This is a genomic window from Alteromonas sp. KUL49, assembly GCF_006538345.1.
Classification (GTDB): domain Bacteria; phylum Pseudomonadota; class Gammaproteobacteria; order Enterobacterales; family Alteromonadaceae; genus Alteromonas.
In genome coordinates this window covers 38,923-58,437 of sequence record NZ_BJKL01000013.1, presented here as the reverse complement: position 1 = coordinate 58,437, position 19,515 = coordinate 38,923, and the positions used below count along the sequence as shown (strand labels likewise).

General features: G+C 43.7%; 19 protein-coding genes. 14 read left to right on the top strand and 5 right to left on the bottom strand.

Going from position 1 to position 19,515, the window contains the following annotated elements; all coding sequences use genetic code 11:
• Positions 1–133 precede the first annotated feature (133 nt).
• From EYS00_RS18430 to EYS00_RS18395, 8 genes are all read left to right on the top strand, one after another.
• Positions 134–847 carry a Slp family lipoprotein gene (locus EYS00_RS18430; protein ID WP_130639302.1) on the top strand — a complete coding sequence of 238 codons (714 nt, stop codon included), beginning with the start codon at positions 134–136 and terminating at the stop codon, positions 845–847.
• A gap of 120 nt (positions 848–967) precedes the next feature.
• Positions 968–1,807: an alpha/beta fold hydrolase gene (locus EYS00_RS18425; protein ID WP_130639300.1), complete on the top strand. Its 840-nt coding sequence runs from the start codon at positions 968–970 to the stop codon at positions 1,805–1,807.
• Positions 1,808–1,923: 116 nt separating this feature from the next.
• Positions 1,924–3,576 carry a long-chain-fatty-acid--CoA ligase FadD gene (fadD, locus tag EYS00_RS18420; protein ID WP_130639298.1) on the top strand — a complete coding sequence of 551 codons (1,653 nt, stop codon included), beginning with the start codon at positions 1,924–1,926 and terminating at the stop codon, positions 3,574–3,576.
• A gap of 58 nt (positions 3,577–3,634) precedes the next feature.
• The gene (rnd, locus tag EYS00_RS18415; RefSeq protein WP_130639296.1) at positions 3,635–4,810 is read left to right on the top strand and encodes a ribonuclease D; all 1,176 of its coding nucleotides are present in this window, start codon (positions 3,635–3,637) and stop codon (positions 4,808–4,810) included.
• Entirely contained in the window at positions 4,807–5,109 is a 303-nt protein-coding gene (locus EYS00_RS18410; protein WP_130639294.1) for a YcgL domain-containing protein, read from the top strand. Before rnd ends, EYS00_RS18410 begins: the two co-directional genes overlap by 4 nt.
• Positions 5,106–6,089 (top strand): lytic transglycosylase domain-containing protein, encoded by a 984-nt coding sequence (locus tag EYS00_RS18405; RefSeq protein ID WP_130639292.1) that lies wholly within the window; start codon positions 5,106–5,108, stop codon positions 6,087–6,089. Before EYS00_RS18410 ends, EYS00_RS18405 begins: the two co-directional genes overlap by 4 nt.
• 1 nt (position 6,090) lies before the next feature.
• Positions 6,091–6,759: a fumarylacetoacetate hydrolase family protein gene (locus EYS00_RS18400; RefSeq protein WP_130639290.1), complete on the top strand. Its 669-nt coding sequence runs from the start codon at positions 6,091–6,093 to the stop codon at positions 6,757–6,759.
• Positions 6,756–7,250: a YcgN family cysteine cluster protein gene (locus EYS00_RS18395; RefSeq protein WP_130639288.1), complete on the top strand. Its 495-nt coding sequence runs from the start codon at positions 6,756–6,758 to the stop codon at positions 7,248–7,250. Before EYS00_RS18400 ends, EYS00_RS18395 begins: the two co-directional genes overlap by 4 nt.
• 17 nt (positions 7,251–7,267) lie before the next feature.
• Here EYS00_RS18395 and EYS00_RS18390 read toward each other — a convergent pair whose 3' ends face one another.
• From EYS00_RS18390 to nhaB, 3 genes are read right to left on the bottom strand one after another with little or no spacing between them, the layout of a single operon-like run.
• Positions 7,268–7,819, bottom strand: a complete 552-nt coding sequence (locus tag EYS00_RS18390) for a GNAT family N-acetyltransferase (protein ID WP_130639286.1) — start codon at positions 7,817–7,819, stop codon at positions 7,268–7,270.
• Entirely contained in the window at positions 7,816–8,343 is a 528-nt protein-coding gene (gene dsbB / locus EYS00_RS18385) for a disulfide bond formation protein DsbB (protein ID WP_130639284.1), read from the bottom strand. Before dsbB ends, EYS00_RS18390 begins: the two co-directional genes overlap by 4 nt.
• A gap of 12 nt (positions 8,344–8,355) precedes the next feature.
• Positions 8,356–9,936, bottom strand: a complete 1,581-nt coding sequence (nhaB, locus tag EYS00_RS18380) for a sodium/proton antiporter NhaB (protein WP_130639282.1) — start codon at positions 9,934–9,936, stop codon at positions 8,356–8,358.
• Positions 9,937–10,765: 829 nt separating this feature from the next.
• On the opposite strand from nhaB, the gene fadR reads away from it, so the two are divergent.
• From fadR to EYS00_RS18360, 4 genes are all read left to right on the top strand, one after another.
• Complete coding sequence (fadR, locus tag EYS00_RS18375) at positions 10,766–11,476, top strand: fatty acid metabolism transcriptional regulator FadR (protein ID WP_130639280.1); 711 nt, start codon at positions 10,766–10,768, stop codon at positions 11,474–11,476.
• A 157-nt stretch (positions 11,477–11,633) separates the two neighbouring features.
• A complete protein-coding gene (locus EYS00_RS18370; RefSeq protein WP_130639278.1) occupies positions 11,634–13,811 on the top strand; it encodes a S9 family peptidase in 2,178 nt (725 codons plus the stop codon).
• A gap of 128 nt (positions 13,812–13,939) precedes the next feature.
• On the top strand, positions 13,940–14,305 hold the full coding sequence (locus tag EYS00_RS18365) for a phasin family protein (RefSeq protein WP_130639276.1): 366 nt from the start codon (positions 13,940–13,942) through the stop codon (positions 14,303–14,305).
• Positions 14,306–14,380: 75 nt separating this feature from the next.
• Positions 14,381–14,986, top strand: a complete 606-nt coding sequence (locus EYS00_RS18360; protein ID WP_130639274.1) for a hypothetical protein — start codon at positions 14,381–14,383, stop codon at positions 14,984–14,986.
• Between the two features lie 34 nt (positions 14,987–15,020).
• On the opposite strand, the gene EYS00_RS18355 is transcribed toward EYS00_RS18360, so the two are convergent.
• Complete coding sequence (locus EYS00_RS18355) at positions 15,021–15,521, bottom strand: hypothetical protein (RefSeq protein WP_130639272.1); 501 nt, start codon at positions 15,519–15,521, stop codon at positions 15,021–15,023.
• Between the two features lie 441 nt (positions 15,522–15,962).
• Between EYS00_RS18355 and EYS00_RS18350 the strand changes: the two genes are divergently transcribed.
• A complete protein-coding gene (locus EYS00_RS18350) occupies positions 15,963–17,429 on the top strand; it encodes a diguanylate cyclase (RefSeq protein ID WP_165399427.1) in 1,467 nt (488 codons plus the stop codon).
• 99 nt (positions 17,430–17,528) lie between these two features.
• On the opposite strand, the gene EYS00_RS18345 is transcribed toward EYS00_RS18350, so the two are convergent.
• Positions 17,529–18,209 (bottom strand): hypothetical protein, encoded by a 681-nt coding sequence (locus EYS00_RS18345; RefSeq protein WP_130639268.1) that lies wholly within the window; start codon positions 18,207–18,209, stop codon positions 17,529–17,531.
• Between the two features lie 420 nt (positions 18,210–18,629).
• Between EYS00_RS18345 and EYS00_RS18340 the strand changes: the two genes are divergently transcribed.
• Positions 18,630–19,505, top strand: a complete 876-nt coding sequence (locus EYS00_RS18340) for an AraC family transcriptional regulator (protein WP_130639266.1) — start codon at positions 18,630–18,632, stop codon at positions 19,503–19,505.
• Positions 19,506–19,515: the final 10 nt, after the last annotated feature.

Genomic DNA, 19,515 nt, shown 5'->3' with positions numbered 1-19,515 from the left:
ATTTAATGACGGCACTTTTCTTCCGAATTATACTCAAACGTGTAGAATCTGACTGTAGTTACTGTATGCTTTCTCAACTAATCATTTGCTAGTGAGTCACGTGTTTTCCATCGCTAGCGACAGGGGATTATGTATGAATATCAAAATATTATCGATTCTTTCGGTGTTGTTTTTCACTGGCTGTGCCATTGTTCCCGAAAGTATCAAAGTCGAAAATGAAGAAGGTCTGGTGAGTTACACTCAAGCGGTAACGACAAGTGCCACTTCAATGGGAAAACCAGCCCGTTGGGGGGGAGTGATTGTCGGTGTAGAAAACAAACCAGATAAAACCTATGTAGAGTTAGTTCACTTCCCACTTAATAATTATGGCAAGCCGATTCAGCGTGCTGAGACTATTGGGCGCTTCAAGGCTGAGTTAGAGGGGTTTGTTGACCCCATTTTGTTTGAGGAAGGTCGAAGCGTGACGTTTTTAGGAACGTTAGATGCTCCTCTCGCTGGGATGATTGGAGAGCAACCATACTCTTATCCAATAATCCAAGCTGAGGATTATCATATGTGGCGAAAAGATTCACCTTATCATCCAAGCGGATTACACTTAAATTATCACGGTGGTTGGTATTCACCCTTCTTCTACCCTTATCACTTCCGCTATCACCCCTGGGGACGTATGTGGTTGACGTATGATTACGTTCCGCGCCCAGTCAGATATGTTGACCATAGAGCGGTGAAAGTTAATTTGCGTAATCCCGCACCGAGACTAAATATACCAAGGACGACTCGTTCTCAAACAGCGATACGGGTGTCTAGTTCCGCTAACCGTTCAACAAACAGGTCGGTTGAGCATTAATAGAGCTTGTGGCTCTATGTAAAAACGTAAAAAGGCGGCTAATTAATGCCGCTTTTTTTTCGATCAATAACAGTTGTGTCGATAGAGGCGGCAAGTTTTTGCCCTCAAAGAGTCGGTAGTATGAAAGAAGCAAAATTCCAACTGGGCAGTCAGGTATTTACTGGGCTAATCAGTGGTGAAGACGGCCCAGTGGTGCTGGGGTTACATGGTTTTCTAGACAATGCAGCGAGTTTAGTCCCACTACAAAGTTTTTTTGAGGGGTTTCAATTTATTGCGCTAGACATGGCGGGACACGGACACTCACAACACCGTGCTGATGGCGCTCACTACAATCAACTGGATTACGTTCAAGACCTCCATGAACTCATTACCCAACAAGAATGGCGTGATGTTATTCTCGTTGGTCACTCTTTAGGGGGAATTGTTGCAAGTATTTACGCAAGCGTATTCCCGGAAAATGTGAAAGCCTTGGTCAGTATTGATTCTTGCGGGCCTCTTACCCAACCTGAAACGGCTACCGTTGAGCAAATCCGATCGTCTATTTTAAGTCGCCAAGGAAAGTACCGCTCTAAGTTTGTGATGGTTGACCATGATGCTGCTGTAACCGCAAGATGTCGTGTTACAGATATGCGTGAATCCGATGCAAGTGCTATTATCAATCGAAGCATCGGCGTAAACGGTGCGGGAGAGTCTTATTGGCAAAGTGACTCACGGTTGAGAACAAAGTCGCCACTTCGCCTGACAGAACTACAAGCTGAGGCGATAGTTAAAAATATACAGTGTCCTGTTTTAGTGATTGGGGCTGATGCGAGTTTTAAACAATTAGATAAAGTGTATGAGCAACGAAAAGCGTGGTTCAAAAATGTGCAGTTTGTTCAGTTTGCGGGCGGGCATCATATTCATATGGAAAATACTCAAAATATAGGCGCTACAATTCGCCGTTTTGTTGACCAAATGTAAACCGCGTAGTTTATTTTTTTTACACATTAGATACTATTCACAAGTAATCAGACCAGTTGTGAGAAGGCGCGCATCATCAGGCGCGCTTTTTTCGAAGAATATGTATAGGAGGTTTTGTGAATAAAACCTGGCTCGAACATTATGACCCCCGTGTATCGCCTGAAATCGACGCAGATCGTTATGCTTCAATCGTTGATATATTTGAACAGTCAGTAGAGAAGCACAAAGATAGCGTTGCTTTTATCAACATGGGGCAATCTATTACTTTTAGCGAACTTGATACGCTCTCTGCCCAGTTCGCAGCATACCTTCAATCAAGTGGTTTGAAACGAGGTGATGCAGTGGCAATCATGATGCCTAACCTGCTTCAATATCCCGTTGCTATGTTCGGAATTTTGCGTGCCGGCATGGTGGTTGTGAATGTTAACCCGTTATATACGGCCCGTGAGTTGAAACATCAACTTAATGACTCTGATGCACAGGCGATTGTGATTGTTGAGAATTTTGCCTGCACCTTAGACGAAGTTCGAGCAGATACCAACTTAAAGCATGTATTTCTAACCTCATTGGGTGACATGCTCCCTGCGCCAAAACGCTGGATCGTTAACACAGTCGTTAAGCATGTGAAGAAAATGGTACCCACTTATGAACTCAAAGGGGCTATTCGCTTCACTAAGGCAGTGAAAGAAGGTCAATCCTTAACCTATACCCGTCCTGAAATCGTCAATAGTGATTTGGCGTTTTTACAATACACTGGTGGAACTACTGGGGTTTCAAAAGGTGCCATGCTGACTCATCGCAACATGGTGGCGAATCTAGAGCAGGTTGCTGGAATTCTTGAAACCGTTATTGATGAAGGGAAAGACTTGGTGGTAACGGCGCTGCCGCTTTATCATATCTTTGCACTAGTGGCGAATTGCTTGGTGTTTGTTAAGTACGGTTGTAGAAACCTACTTATAACCAACCCAAGAGATATGCCTGGTTTTGTGAGTGAACTTAGTAAGTATCCGTTCACCATTCTACCGGGTGTAAATACCTTATTTAATGGTTTGATCAATACACCGGGGTTCAGCGAACTCGATTTCACTAACTTCAAGTTTGGACTTGGTGGAGGTATGGCTGTACAACGTCCAGTGGCAGAAAAATGGGAAAGTATAACAGGTACGGTGCTACTCGAAGGGTATGGTCTAACTGAATGTTCGCCTGTAGTTTCGGTTAACCCTCCTCAGATAAAAGCCTATAAAGGCTCTATTGGCATGCCGGTACCCTCTACTGATATTAAGTTATTAGACGAAGACGGCAACCCAGTGCCAGACGGTGAACCCGGAGAGCTGTGGGTTAAAGGGCCACAAGTAATGAAAGGGTATCTCAATCGCCCTGAAGCTACCGCTGAAATCCTCAAAGACGGCTGGTTGGCTACTGGCGACATTGCTACTGTCGATGATGAAGGTTATTTCTATATTGTTGACCGTAAAAAGGATATGATCCTAGTTTCTGGGTTTAATGTTTTCCCAAATGAAATTGAAGAAGTTGCTGCGATGCATGACGACGTTGTAGAAGCAGCGGCCATTGGGGTTCCCCATGAAGTCAGCGGCGAAGTCGTTAAACTCTTCGTTGTATCTCAGCGTGATGATCTATCAGAGAAAGATGTCATTGCTCACTGTAGAAATCATTTGACGGGGTACAAAGTGCCCAAGCACGTTGTGTTTAAAAATGATTTACCAAAAACCAATGTAGGAAAGATTCTACGTCGGGAGCTTCGAGATTAACGTGTAACACGTACAAGGATCTTAGCAAAGCCGGCATTACGCCGGCTTTTTAATTATTATGCAATATCAACTGGTAACCACTAACGATCAGCTTGCGAATGTGTGTAAAACAGCAAGCGGAAAAAATGCCATTGCTCTCGATACCGAGTTCGTGCGCACGCGCACGTTGTCACCGCATTTAGGCTTAATACAACTGTACGATGGCGAGCAACTCGTCCTCATCGACCCCCTCAGCATTACCAATGTAATGCCGTTCATAAATTTGCTTGAAAACCCTAATGTTATCAAGGTACTGCATGCTTGTTCAGAGGATTTGGAGACCTTTTTAAGTGCATTTGATACCGTACCAACGCCCGTGTTTGATACGCAATTTGCCGCTAGCGTACTTGGCATGGGGCCTACGTTAGGTTATGCCAAGTTGGTAGAGACACTCTGTGACAAGACACTGGATAAAGGCGAGTCACGAACAGACTGGCTCGCACGCCCATTGCGTGAGGCGCAATTGGAATATGCTGCAAATGATGTGCTTTATCTTCTTCCTTGTTACGACATTTTAAATCAACGTATTCGAGAGAAAGGTAAGCTCGATTGGGTTTACCAAGAAATTGCGCTACTGGCAGATAAAAAGCGAGCAAAGATGCCAGAAGACTTCGCTTTCCTACAGATTAAAAATAACTGGCGTTTGTCCAGTGAGCAACTCACTGTGTTACAAGCCTTGGCTGGATGGCGTCTGGCGAAAGCGAGAGAAAAAGATCTTGCCCTTAACTTTGTGTTTAAAGAATCCCACTTGTTTGATGTAGCAATCAGGTTACCTTCTAGTAAGTCTGGGTTATCGCGAGTTCATGGTATACCTCCACAAACCATGCGCCGATACGGTGACACCATTGTGACTCTGGTTGAAGAGGGGCGACAACGCTTCGAGGCAACACCAGCCCACTTGCGGCTACCTCAGGTAAGACGCCTTATTGATGTGCCCAATTACAAAAAAATCTTAGCGGCACTTAAGGACGTTGCGACGAATATCGCTCAACAACAGGATGTAAGCCTTGAAGTGATAGCCTCTAAAAAGCAACTAAATCAATTGTTAAAGTGGTATTGGTTCCAGTGGGACGAGTGCCGTGTTCAAAGATTGATGCCTGACGTATTAGTCGGTTGGAGAGCGCCACTTTTCGTGAATGAGGTGGAGCGAATTTTGGGCCCGTTCCCAGTTATAGAATCGAGAGAATCAGTATGATTTGTGCAGTATACAAAACGCGAAAAAAAGCAGGAATGTATCTTTATCTTCCTAAAAAAGACCAGTTTGATTCAGTGCCCGAAGCGCTTATGAAGCAGTTTGGTACGCCAGAATTGGTGACTCTTATTGCATTGGAAAAACGAGAATCACTGGCGGGTGTAAGTAAAGAGAAACTCGTTGCGGCATTGGAAGAGCCTGGTTTTTATTTGCAGATGCCTCCCAAAGAAGATGACCTTCTTTTAGAGCACCGGGTCAGCAAAGGCCTTCCTCCTCGAGCAGACAAAGAAATCAAGCTATGACTAAGTGGTTTACCGCCCTCGCATTTCTTTCTGGCTTGTTTTTCTTACCTGATGCCGCAGGTGAGGAAAAAACAGAAGAAGGGTTTTCACAGTACGTCGCAAAATTGAAAGCGGAAGCTGTTGAACAAGGTTTCGACGCTAGCTTTATAGAGCGCACTCTCGAGAATATCGAGTTTAGAGCTACTGTTATCCGCTCAGATAGAAATCAACCTGAACGAAAAATTACACTAGATTCTTATTTAGCTAGTCGAGTACCTGACTGGAAGGTGCAGCAAGCGGTAGAAAAGCTCAATGAGCACAAAGTATTGCTAGATGAAATCGGTGCTAAGTATGGAGTGCAACCGCGCTTTATTGTCGCACTGTGGGGCAATGAATCTAATTTCGGCCGTATTCAAGGGAACTATGATGTACTATCGGCACTGGCGTCATTAGCCTATGAAGGGCGTCGCGAAACACTGTTTAAACGTAATTTTTTTGCCGCATTAACCATATTGTCTGAAGGCCATGCGAGCGTTGATACGTTCAAAGGATCATGGGCTGGTGCTATGGGACAGAGTCAGTTTATGCCAGTATCCTTTCTTCAGTATGCCGTTGATTATAATGGGGACGGTAAAAAGGATATCTGGGGAACACCTGCTGACGTATTTGCATCTATTGCTAATTATTTGTCGTCAGAGGGCTGGAGCGACGACATTACTTGGGGGCGTCAAGTCAAACTCACTCAATCTGTCGAGGCATTTGGGCTCTCTAGTACATTGTTTAAACCCCTAGCGCATTGGCATGCACAAGGGGTTACTCGTTACAACGGCGCACCACTACCGACTAACGATATCAATGCATCCTTGATCATGCCTGATGGTGACAAGGGGCGTATTTATCTTGTGTATCAGAATTTTCATACATTAATGAAATGGAATCGTTCACAGTATTTCGGTGTATCGGTGGGATACTTGTCAGACAGAATAAAAAAGGGGTTTTGATATGACCTATCTTCACAAAGATATATCTGGCAACGTCATAGATTTAGAGGTTGGCAAGGCGGTTTGTATTGGTCGTAATTACATGGACCATATCAATGAATTGGGCAATGCTGTACCCACCAGCCCTCTATTGTTCATGAAACCAAAAACGGCGTTCTGTGATTTTTCTTCGCCGTTTCCCATCCCTCAACATCAAGGTGAGTGTCATAACGAGCTAGAGATCGCGCTATTACTCAAAAGCAAGCTAACTAATGCGTCTTCAAATGATGTATTAGCAGCAATTTGGGGGGTAGGGCTAGGACTCGATTTAACACTGAGAGATGTACAACAATCGCTTAAAGAAAAAGGTCAACCTTGGGAACGTGCCAAGGCTTTCGACGATAGTTGTCCAGTGTCGAATTTTGTACCTATTGAGCAATTTTCTGACCTTCAAGATTTACACTTTTGGTTGGACATAAATGGCGAACGACGCCAAACAGGCCATACTGCATTAATGCTGACGAATATTGTTGATATGCTTTGTGTAATGTCACGAGCATTTACTTTGCTTCCTGGGGATGTTGTCCTCACGGGCACGCCTAAGGGAGTGGGCCCCTTATGTGTAGGTGATCATATTGACGCTAGCCTTGTGGATTTTATGACTCTTTCGACTTCGGTGATTAAAGAATGACAGATGCGTACTGGGAAACCAAAACCCTAGACAAAATGACAGAGTCTGAGTGGGAAGGAATTTGTGATGGTTGTGCGAAATGCTGCTTACACAAATTTATTGATGATGAAAACGTGGAAGAGCAAACCTTCACAGATCACTTGGCACCAGATGAAAATATTCATTACACCAATATCGTATGCTCGTTGCTTAACACTAAAACATGTCAGTGCACTAAGTATAGCGAACGCACAAAACTTGTTCCCGAGTGTGTAAAACTTACTAAAGACAACTTAAAAGACATTTTCTTCATGCCACCGAGTTGTAGTTATCGCCGATTATATGAGGGGAGGGGGCTTCCCAGCTGGCATCCATTGCTCAACAAAGGTAAAAAAACGAAGATGCATCAGCAAGGTATGTCGGTTAGAGGTAAGACAGTGTTTGATTGCGATGTAGATATCGACAAATTTGAAGATTACATTGCAGTTTGGCCGCTAGAAGATCTAGATTAGGCAGAGGGCATTAGCCTCTACTTGCTAACAATACTGTACAAAAGCGCGTCTCTTCCAAAGATGCGCTTTTTACAATAGCCTTCCTTAACTCCACCGATACGCTCTGTAACCCTTAAGCTCGCTTTGTTGTTGGGTTCGATAAAGCACTCAAGTCGATGTAGGCCCATTTGGTCAAACGCGAGCTTCTTTAATGTTTCACATATTGCACTTGCCAACCCTTTGCCACAGGCATCAGGACGCAACCAATAACCCAAATTTGCACATCGGTGCACTGGATGTATGTAGTTGATGATCCCCATCCCCAAACAGCGGTCGTTATGTATTAAAAGATAAGTCAGCCCGTAGCCTGACTCTCTCGCTTGTTCGAGTGCTTGGATACATTGTTTTGTCGCTGCTGGCGTCACTGGGCAAAGGCCAGCGCCAAGCCAAGGCTTCACATGGTGTGAAGACTGTTGTCCAGCCTCACATAGCGCATCAAGGTGCTTGAGCGCGATGCGCTGGACCGTTACAGGCCCTTCGGTGGTCTGTATAGGAGGAAGACGGGACGGAAGCGTGGATAAGTCTATCAAAAGGGTTTCTTATCGAGTAAACGGCAAATAAATACCACGACAAATACCGCAAAATACGCTGCAAAAATGTAGTACATCCATTGTGCCATACCCATATCGAGGAATTTCCACGAGTCTTCTAAACAGTCGCCTTCAGCGGCAAATACCGCTGGAAGCCATTCGTGTATTGCGAACCAAGAGGGAAAGTTAGGAACAAATTCGCAGGTTGCAAAAAATGGATTAGCGGCAGTGAGAATATCAACGTGCTCTCGCGCAATGATGAATCCCCAGCCCGATGAGACTGCCCAGCCCGCAAAGCCTATCAATCTTGTAAAGCTGTTATTTTTAATAAGGACAATAGCTCCAGCAGCAACCACCCCATACATAGCAGTACGCTGATAAATACACATAATACAGGGTTTTAGGCCAAGCCCGTATTGAAAGTAAAGTGCTGCTATTTCCAACCCTAATGCGGTGGCAAAAAGCACAAACCAAGAAGATTTGTGCTCTGCCCATGTGCTAATGCGAGTGACTACATTACTCATCAACAAACTGCCTTAGTGACTTGCACTACCACTGGCAGCTTCAGCTGCAGAGTGGTGTTCAATCAAGTGCATGTCATAAAGCATCTGCGTTGCATCACCAAGTACAAGATACGTTGCCGCCAAACCCACGATGGTTAGTACTACTGTATAAGGCAAGGCCATGTACACCATACGGCCGTATGACAAACGCAGTAGTGGTGCAATGGCAGACGTAAGCAGGAACAAGAAGGCTGCTTGACCGTTTGGCGTTGCAACACTAGGTAGATTAGTACCTGTGTTAATAGCCACTGCTAGCATGTCATATTGGTCACGAGTAATTTGACCTGCCTCTAAGGCTGATGTCACTTCAGTGATATAAACTGAACCTACAAACACATTATCGCTCACCATAGAGAGTACACCATTGGCCAAATAGAACATCACCATTTGCGTCTCGCCTTCGAAAGAAAGCACCCAGTGAATAACTGGTTGGAACAAGCCTTGGTCGATAATTACAGCTACCACACCAAAAAATACACACAGAAGCGCAGTGAAGGGAAGTGCCTCTTCAAAGGCTTTACCGATGGCATGTTCTTCGATAACGCCACTGGTCGATGTTGCTAATACAATAACAGACAAACCGATAAGTCCAACCGATGCCATGTGTGTAGCAAGACCAACTACTAGCCACACACCAATGAGTGCCTGCACTAGAAGTTTTGCTGTGTCGCGCTTACTACGGCCTTTATCCATGTGGTTGTTGTAGTCTTCTAGGATGTTTCTTACGGTTTCAGGTAGTTGGGCACCGTAGCTAAAGAGTTTGGCTTTTTCTAACACGACTGTGGTCATTAAGCCGAAAACGAACACTGGTAGTGTCACTGGCGCCATACGGATAAAGAATTCTACGAAGCTCCACCCTGCTTTATCAGCAATAATTAGGTTTTGTGGTTCTCCCACCATTGTCATTACACCACCAAGAGCGGTACCTACAGCGGAGTGCATCATCAGGTTTCTTAGAAATGCTCTGAAATTTTCAAGGTCACTTTGACGATCTTCTACTGCTGTGTCGCTAGTATGGTCATGGTCTGAATGGAATTCCTTACCAGAGGCTACTTTGTGATAAATCGAGTAAAACCCAAGGCCTACACTAATGATTACCGCAACAACGGTGAGGGCGTCGAGGAAGGCTGATAAGAACGCGGAGGCAAAAATAAACGAGAGTGACAAGACCAACTTGTTCTGTACCTTTATCACTAGTTTAGTGAAAAGATACATCAATAGGTCTTTCATGAAGAATATACCTGCGACCATAAATACAAGAAGTAGCACCACTTCGAGGTTAACTTCAATCTCATGCATCATGTGACCTGGTGTGGTCATGCCAATAAACATTGCCTCAATGAGCAACAAACCGCCTGGCTGAAGTGGATAGCACTTTAGCGCCATCGCTAACGTGAAGATAAATTGAATAACAAGTGTCCAGCCTGCAATGTAAGGGTCTACTTGAAATAAGAGGGGATTGATGAGTAGAAAAGCAATGATGGTCTTTTTGTACCAATCGGGCGCATGTCCCAGAAAGTTCTTATAGACCGCTCCGATCATCGAGGTTTGCATGGGTTCCTATTCCTTTTTGCAACAAGGTCGCTTGGAAGCGAACTTTATCTTCGGTTATTGCACACATAATTTAGCTTTGTTCGACGCCAGGCTATCGATATCAATGTAAATTTGCTGCTGTCTTTATAGTCCGACATCAAATGTACACGAATTTGGTGTGTTGAGGAAGGAATTCACCGCTCTCAATGAGGGTTTTAACACGTGTTATGGCTTGTTTTATTGACTAATGTAATACCGAACATAGCAATGCGTTATTTTTATCCATTTCACCTGCTTTTTTTGTGGTTATTTGCTGATTTTTCTGGAAAAAGTATCAAGTGGAAATCATTGAAGAGTGTAGTGAATTCTGCTGTATTTAGACAACTAACAAAGCCTGGCGGTGCTGAGTAGCGAAACCACACTTTGTTAGCTTGGGAAACATGCGACTAATCTACTAGATATTTTCTAGGGACTTTCTTTGCGTCGACGTAAAAGGTCGATTCCAACGAGACTTAAGCACACAAGGCTTACGCTCATAGGAGCTGAAGCTTCTATGGTATTAAACGTTATTGAAAAGTTGTCATATGCACTGGTATCCGAGCGGAAGGGTGCTCCCTCATTACCTGAGAAAATGATTAACCCCACTTGAATTTCAGAGCCAGTGCTGCTGATGTACATTGGTGACGAATTACACGTTGGAAACGACGCTGAACCTGCGTAAACTGTGCCCTGCTACTATCTCATCTGATGTGTTCAGTATCATTTGTCGATGAAGGATAGTTTTGATTGTGCTAGCTGATGCATCTGGTACAATCAGTTGAACAATAAAAATATGTGCAGGCGAGAAAGTATGATTTACAAGGCTCAGAGCCCAGCAGGGTTCGCCGAAGAATATATTGTTGAATCGATTTGGAGTGGACGTTTTCCTCCAGGCACAATTTTGCCTGCAGAGCGTGAGTTGTCTGAGCTCATTGGTGTTACCCGTACTACCTTAAGAGAAGTGCTTCAACGACTGGCCCGAGACGGCTGGCTGACTATCCAACATGGCAAACCTACAAAGGTGAATAACTTTTGGGAAACCTGCGGCCTTAACATTCTTGAAACCCTCGCCAGATTAGACCAAGAGGGTATCCCTGAGCTCGTCGATAATCTATTAGCTGCAAGAACCAATCTAAGTGCGGTTTTTATTCGCGGCGCCATCAGACATAACCCACAAGCATCAGCCGACATCATCGCTCGCTATAAAACAGTTGAAGAAGACGGTTTAGCCTTCGCACAATTTGATTACCAGTTGAGTCACGACCTAGCGCTTGCCTCGAACAATAATGTGTTTGTGCTAATGATGAATGGTTTTAGAGGTCTTTACTCTCGCATTGGTGGATATTTCTTCTCTCATAAAGCAGCGAGAGATGTTGCTCTAGCGTATTACGAAGAGTTGCTTTCTGCTGCGCAAGATGGCAATTACGACGCGGTGCCGCTAATCGTACGTAACTATGGTATCGAAAGTGGTAAAGTATGGCAGCAAGTGCGAGACAACATGCCGAATGATATTGTCGATTGATATAAAAGTCATCGTCATTCACCACTATTTCTAAAACCCCAGCGAACGCTGGGGTTTTTTGTTACTGATTGTTACAAGGGGTCTATATCTTGTAACACTAAATGAATTTCTGAGTATACTCGGTTGTGTTCCAATTCAATTACAACAAGGAATATCAATGAAAACTACATGGACAGCCCTAGCTGGCGTCATGTTCCTAGCGGCATGTACCCCCGAAAAGACAGAATCAGAGGTATCAGCGGTGGAAGAACCTTCCGTAGCACTTCCTGTACTTAATACTACTGCGGTTGCCCCAGTAGCGAAAAAAGTCCCTTACGAAATGACTGCACACGGTGATACCCGTGTAGATAACTATTATTGGATGCGAGATGACTCACGCACCGACGAAGAAATTCTTGGGCATTTAGAAAGCGAAAATACTTACGTAGAAACGGTGTTAGCACCGCTTAAAGAGCGTCGTGAAGCACTTTTCGAAGAGCTTGTAGCGAGAATTGAGAAAGACGATTCAACAGTACCGTACTTTGAAAACGGCTACTGGTACAACGCAAACTACTCTGGCGACAAAGAATATCCCGTTTACATTCGTAAGCCTTCACTTGATGCAGAAGATGAAGTGCTCCTTGATGTGAATGTAATGGCTGAAGGTCATGATTATTTCTCAATTGGCGGTATTGCTGTTAGCAAGAACAACAAGCTTATGGCGTACGCACAAGACACGCTGAGTCGCCGTATCTACACCATTTACGTACAAAACATTGACACTGGTGAGATGTACGATGATGTGCTTGAAACTACATCTGGCCAAGTGTTTTGGGGTAACGACAACCAATCTCTTTTCTACATAAAGAAAGACCTACAAACTTTGTTGGGCTTCCAAGTTTACCGTCATACTTTGGGTACAACACAGTCTGACGACGTTCTAATTTATGAAGAAACGGACACCACCTTCTATACCTATCTTGGAGAGAGCAAAGATAGAAGTGATATCTATATTTATCACAGCCACACCGATAAAAGTGGAGTAACGGTGATTGATGCAGATAACCCTACTGCACCCACTAAAACGTTTTTGCCTATCCAAGATGGGCATGAATATGACGTTGCCAAGTTAGGTGATGACTACTACGTGCGTACTAACTTAGATGCAAAGAACTTCCGTATTGTAAAAGTTAGCGGTGAAAACACTCAAGACACCAGTGCTTGGGTTGATGTGGTTTCACATAACCCTGACGTTTTTATTCAAGACATGACAGTGATGGGTAATCACCTAGTCGTAAAAGAGAAAGTAAACGGTATGCTGCGCTTGGTATCGCATAACCTGACTACAGGCGAGCACGTTACTATTCCTACAGAGGACCCTGTGTTTGGCGCTTACTTTACCGGAAATACTCAAGCAGATGCCGACCACGTGCGTCTCTACTACAGTTCATTGACTACACCACCAAGTATTTATGACGTAGACCTTAATACCCTCGAGTTTACGCTGAAAAAGCAAAATAAGGTTTCTGATGACTTTGATGCGGGGATGTACGCATCGGAACGTGTCATGATTGAAGCCCGAGATGGTGTGTCTGTTCCTGTTTCTTTGGTTTACAAGAAGTCTACATTCAAAAAAGACGGTACTAATCCCTTGTACCAATATGCGTACGGTTCTTATGGTGCAACTATTGAACCCACCTTTAGAAGCAGTTGGGTGTCGTTGCTGGATCGCGGTTTTGTTGTTGCTATCGCCCATATTCGCGGCGGGCAAATGATGGGCCGTGAATGGTACGAGACCGGTAAGATGGGTCAGAAAATCAATACATTCACTGATTATATTGATGTGACTAAAGGTCTTATCGCGCAAAACTACGCTGACAAAGATCGAGTATTTGCCATGGGCGGAAGCGCAGGTGGTTTGTTAATGGGTGCTATCGCTAACATGGAGCCCTCACTCTATACTGCAATCAGTGCTCACGTGCCTTTCGTTGATGTGGTAACTACCATGAGTGACGCCAGTATTCCCCTTACCACTGGAGAATATAGTGAGTGGGGTAACCCTGAAAATGCTGACGAGTATGCTTATATGTTGTCTTACTCGCCATACGATCAAGTTGTTGCACAAGATTATCCGCATATGTTGGTAACTACAGGCCTGCATGACTCACAAGTACAATACTTTGAGCCAATGAAGTGGGTAGCTAAACTCCGCGAGTATAAAACCGATGACAACTTACTCTTATTCCAAACGAATATGGAAGCAGGTCACGGCGGTGCGTCAGGTCGTTTTAAGCGTTTTGAATCTACCGCACTCGAGTATGCATTTGTGCTTCAGCTAGCGGGTATTACTGAGTAACGTTAAAGCGATATCGCGAAATTTATAGAAAAGCCCTCACTATTTTTGATAGTGGGGGCTTTTTAGTATGCGATTTCTAATTTAAAGGCCTATTCTGACAATGAACTAAACATCTATAGGAGCTCAACATGTCAACTACTGAGACCATCAAAGGTAAAATCAACGAAGCAGAAGAGTTTGCGCGTAAAATCTGGCTAGCTGGCTTGGGCGCTTACGGAAAAAGCGTAGAAGAAGCACAAGGTCGTTACGACAAGCTTAGTGAAGAAGCGACAAAAGTTTTCGAAGAGCTAGTTAGCAAAGGCGAAAGCTTGGAAGGCGACGCTAAAGACAAATTCAAAGCAACAACTTCAGATGTTGAAGCTAAAGTTGCTGACGTTCGCAAAAAGCTGGGTTTAGACGGTAGTGCAGAGTCCGCAGACGAGCGCATCGACGCACTGTCAGCAAAGATCGATGCACTAACAGAAGCCGTTGCGAAACTCGCGCAAGACAAGTAATCAAAGTATTACTGTCATTGAATAGTGAAGCGGCCAGTGGCCACTTCACTATGACTTTTCAAAAAGAGGTTACCTATGTCAGAAGCTAAATATTCACCATCATCAAGCAGCTGGTTGTCGGCCGGTGTTGGACTGATCTTTTCTCAAGTTGAAGACGCGATGACTAGCGTTAGCGAATTTTTGAACCAATCAAAAGAAACCTTTGAAGAACTTCAAGCACGCGGTGAAAAAATTGATGAGAAATTAAGACAATCTCGTCAATCCACGTCTTTTTTTAGTTTAGCTAAAGACATCGCCCCTAATGTGCCTAGCTTTTCGTTTCTGCCATGCCAAAGAGCAGCTGAAAAGCGCACTCAAGAGCTAGACGTATTGTCGAGTAAAGTCGATGCATTGATAGAGCAAGTAGCGCTACTAGCAGCAAAGCGCGCAGCGCAAAAGGTCACAGCTAAGCAATCGAAAGAAGAATCGAAAGCCACTCCCGTCACGCGTAGGAAACGCACAACGACAAAAGCGAGTGCAGCGGCTGGTTCAAGTGCAGCAGTAGAGAAGAAGCCTGCTACTCGAAAGCGAGCTTCAACGACTAAATCTACTACTTCAGCTGCGACAAAAACTAAATCTACGACTACGCAAGCTTCCAGCGCTAAAAAAGTAGCCCCCAAGCCCGAGAGTAGTGAAGACTAGAGATTTTCACAGAACTACATTACATATCAGATATCTACAAGCTAACAAGTGTCGAGTCTGAGTTTGTACCGAAGAGTCTGTCACAACAAAACTGAGCAAGTGTTTCTAGACTGTCTGACGCAAGAAACGGCATCGTAGCGAGTTCTGATAACTTCGACGCGAGATAGCGAGTTATCGTATTACTGGTTAAGAACGCGATGCCACCACATCCGTAGGTAGTAAGCTTGCTAATTTGAGTCTGAGAATATTCAACAGCCTCTGGAGTTGCCATAGTCGACTCTGAGGTATGAATAAACATTACCCAGTGTGTTAGTCGGTTAATGGCTTTTATCAAAGACTGGCAAAAAGACACAATGCCCTCATAGTTGAATCCCGCGTCTAAGAAACAGTGGACAACGCTTCCTCTCACATCGATTCTATAATCTCCATGCTCGCGGAAACTAAATTTTGTTGGTGGACGTTCCCTGTCGCCGTGTTGAGCATCGAGGGGCTCATCTAAATAATAAGATTGCCCAGTTTTGCTGTGCTGTATCATGGCGAATTACATTTAGGTCTAATACATGCTACGGAAGGCAATAATGCTCAGGAAATGCCTTTCGAGCTTCTAATTTTTAAAAACGCGATAGTAAGCTCACATTGTGAGGGAAATGTGAGCATTGAACTTACTAAGAGTAAATATAAATTAATGAAAATTCGCCTTTTTCGGTTGTGTATTTGATTTTTGTGATTTTTTATTCATTTGGTTTGAGTATTTGCTCGAGGGATTACTAACAGAAACATTGAGATATAGCGTTACGATATACTCTATTCTACGTCTAGTGCCAAAAAACAAGCCTTAAAACACTGCTTCTCCGAAACTCATGTTTCAGTACATTTTCACACCCACATAATTTGCTCACAAAATATTCATATCCTGATCGTGTAGTAAAAGGTGCTCTCTTTTGTGAGCCCTGAAATGAGTAAGTGGAGGTTTTATATGGACAGACGTTTAGATACTCGGCGCTATTTAAAATCTCGAGCTTTTTTGCTCGTGCTAATAGTGGCCCTCATATGCACATTCGTCATCACAACCATATGTGCAATAAACAACATAGTAGTTGAGCAAAATCAGATTCAGCAAAAATCAGTGACTCCTGTTTTCGATTTAGTTAATCGAGAGCTACTTAAACCTCTTTATCTAGCAGAGTCTTTCGCCAATAGCTTTGCACTTGAGAGTGAAATTTATGCTGAACATGTAGACGAAGATGCTTTGTTGAAAAAGCTTGAAAAGATGGAGAAACGTTTTGGTGTAACTGTATTCTTGGCTCTCGAAAAACAGAGACGTCAATACATGTCAGACGGGCGCGCCTTTGATCTCAACGAAGGTGAAGTGTATTGGTACTTTGAGGCCCTACAAGAAGATAAAGCGATAATGGCAGATCTGGGTCAAGCAGAAGATATCCACTTATTTTTTGATGTAAAGATTGTTGGTGAAGGCGAAAGCTTTTTGGGATATGTAGGGGTGGGTGAACCTATCGCCACTTTCCTCGACAAGTTTGATGAATACAAGAGCCAGTATGGTTATGATTTTTTATTTGTCGACGACAGAAACGAGATCGTGCTTACATCTTTCGCCGATCTGATCATCATTGACCAATTTGCGCCGTCTCTCTCTGACTTGGGAGCTTTTTCGAGTCGTGATATCGACTTGAGAAACCTCGATAGTGAGACCGTAGTGATGCGTAATGAGGAATATATGATATCAGAAATCGCTATTCAAGAATTCGACTGGCGATTGTTACTTCTGACCCCCACTGAAATGAGAAAAGCAACTGTCACGAAAACCTTGCTACTTAATGCATTTATGACGTTTGCTCTGGTAGCGAGTATTCTCGCGGCTAGCTATGCCTTGTTACTTCAGTATAAGTTTAGTTTAGAGAGTTCATCGTTAACCGACTCGCTGACAGGCCTATCAAATCGTTCTTTTCTTGAGCGGCAATACATTAGGCTGCGAAAGAAACAAGCCATGTTGTGTGTAGTGGTATGTGACTTGGATAGATTTAAGTCAATTAACGATACATACGGGCACAATGTGGGAGATGAAGTACTTAAGCATACGGCCAATATACTTAAAAAGCAGTTTAGGGAAGGGGATGTTGTTGGTCGTTGGGGCGGCGAGGAATTCGTGATTTTAGTTCCGTCAAAATCTGCCGACCTAGGTATAAAAATAGCGGAACGAACCCGACAAGAGTTGGCTAGCGCTCAGATATATGCTGACGGTCAACGTGTTCAGCTTACCGCGAGTTTTGGTGTGTGCTTTGGTTCAGCAGAAAAACCTATGGCTAAGTTAGTCGGTATGGCCGATGTTGCTCTGTATCAAGCTAAAGATCAGGGAAGAAACCGAGTCATTGCTAAAGACTTCTATTCAACTGTATCTATGGATAACTTTCGAGCCTCGGCATGATAATCGGCTAGATCGTTTGAGTAGAGCGAAGCTAAGGCTCTACTCATGTGTTCAGATACCGATAAGTCGTTGAGCAGTAATCTTGGTTGTCGTAGCTGATTACTTGGTTTTCTTACTGTACAAAGCAGAACCCATCCAAACAAACCATATAATTTGGCTTAAACCAAATGCATCTTTCAGTTCTGGTACTGACTGAATGAGTGTGAGTATGCCAAGTAGACCAACAAAGATGCTCATAAGACTTAACGGCTTTGAGAGTTGTTGGGTATTAAGTCCAAACAAACCGAGTAGGAATACCCACATACCGCCAACTAACTCTATGCCTCCACCCAAGCCATTAACTACTGTAGTGTATAAATAGAAAAGTGTTGTTGCATGGTCGCTTTGCTGCGTATGAAGTTTGACCATAGTATTGAGTCCAATGATTCCAATCATTCCGCTGCACATCATTGATACCACCCAGATGAACCCAAAAGCACTGGCAAGGTTGAGTAGATGATTCGATGTTGCACTTAATTTTGTATGAGTTGCTTGTACCGATACGAGTAGTATGGTTCCAAACACTAAATAGCCAATGGTGTAAGACAGAGAAAGTATGAATTGCTTGTTTGCGATATAGGCAATTTTGTCTGCTAACTCTCCGCTGTTGGGAAAAGCGAGCAAAACGCCAAAAATGATCAACATACTAACGTAACACAGTGACATTCCAACATAGGAAATTGCTCCCCATTTTATTATTGAGCTCTGTCCGTTATTTGTTGAGATTAAGTCATTGAGCATTTTCTGATTCCTCGCGATAAACTACAGATGAGCCGCAAGCATAATTAAATCAGGGGGTTGTTTTCGTCTTTCCCACGTAGCAAGGACAAATAATCGTATCAATATGCTATTTTTGTGACTGGTTGAGTAACGATGTGTGTCTATGTTTGATGTTTTAGTGGCAACAATGGCGGTTGCGGTGGCTGGGTTTTCATTTTCACTGCTACTTATCCAGAAACCATCTTCAGAAAAACTGCCTCTCATGTCAGTATTGTTGTGTTTGTTTTTCTATCCACAGGGCCAGTTGTTTTTGAACTGCTACCCCAAATCGTGCAGTTCTATATTTCGTTTTTGCCTTTGGTATTTTTTATTTTATTGCCCAGTCTGTGGTTCTATCACCAAGCACTCATTGCGCAAAGGCCATGGCAGTGGGACAAAAAAATGTGGCGTCACACCATCCCGTTGCCGTTCATAGGTATCCTAGGGGGGATGTTGTTTTTGCTACCGGCTGAAACATTCGAACAGATGTTTTTTTCCAATCAACAAAGTACTGGTCGTAACCTAGCCATTGTTTCAGCGTCGTTCTTCTTCGCAGTGGTGCTGTGGTGCGGATTGAGTTGTGTGTATTTAGCACGCTTAGCCCTGCTTACCAAGCGTTATCACATACAAGTTAAAGACGTCTATGCCAATGAAAAAGGAAAGCGGCTAGGTTGGTTAGTGGGCATATTTGTTCTTATCGTGTTTACCTGGGTGTATGCGTTTGTAGTGCTTCTTGTAGGTGACCGTCTAACCTCACTTGGCGTGTCTGAGTCGGGCGTGATTGTGCTGCTGACAACCATCGTATGGTTGATTTCCGCCAATGGATTGCGTCAACGGCCTGGGTTTGAAGAAGAATCTCCACCTGATGTCAGTACGACTGAGTCGATAAACACTGAAACCAGAGTCCAAAAGACCTACGAGCGTTCTGCATTAACGAAGAGTGACTTGATGCAAATCGCCGACAAACTAAAAGAGGCTATTCATAAGGAAGAGGTGCATCTGCGTGATGATCTTACGTTAGCCAAACTCTCAGAATGCGTGTCGGTACCGCCGCAGTACGTTTCACAGACTTTGTCTCAAGGTATGGAAACAAACTTTTTTGATTTTATTAATTCAGCAAGAATTGACAGTGCAAAGCAGCTGCTTATCGACAGTAAACTGTCGGTGCTCGATATCGCAATGACAACAGGGTTCAACTCTCGTTCATCGTTTTACAAAGCCTTTAAGCAATTTGCAGGTGAAACGCCAAGTCAGTACCGCAAAAACAATATGAGATAAGCTTAGCGTT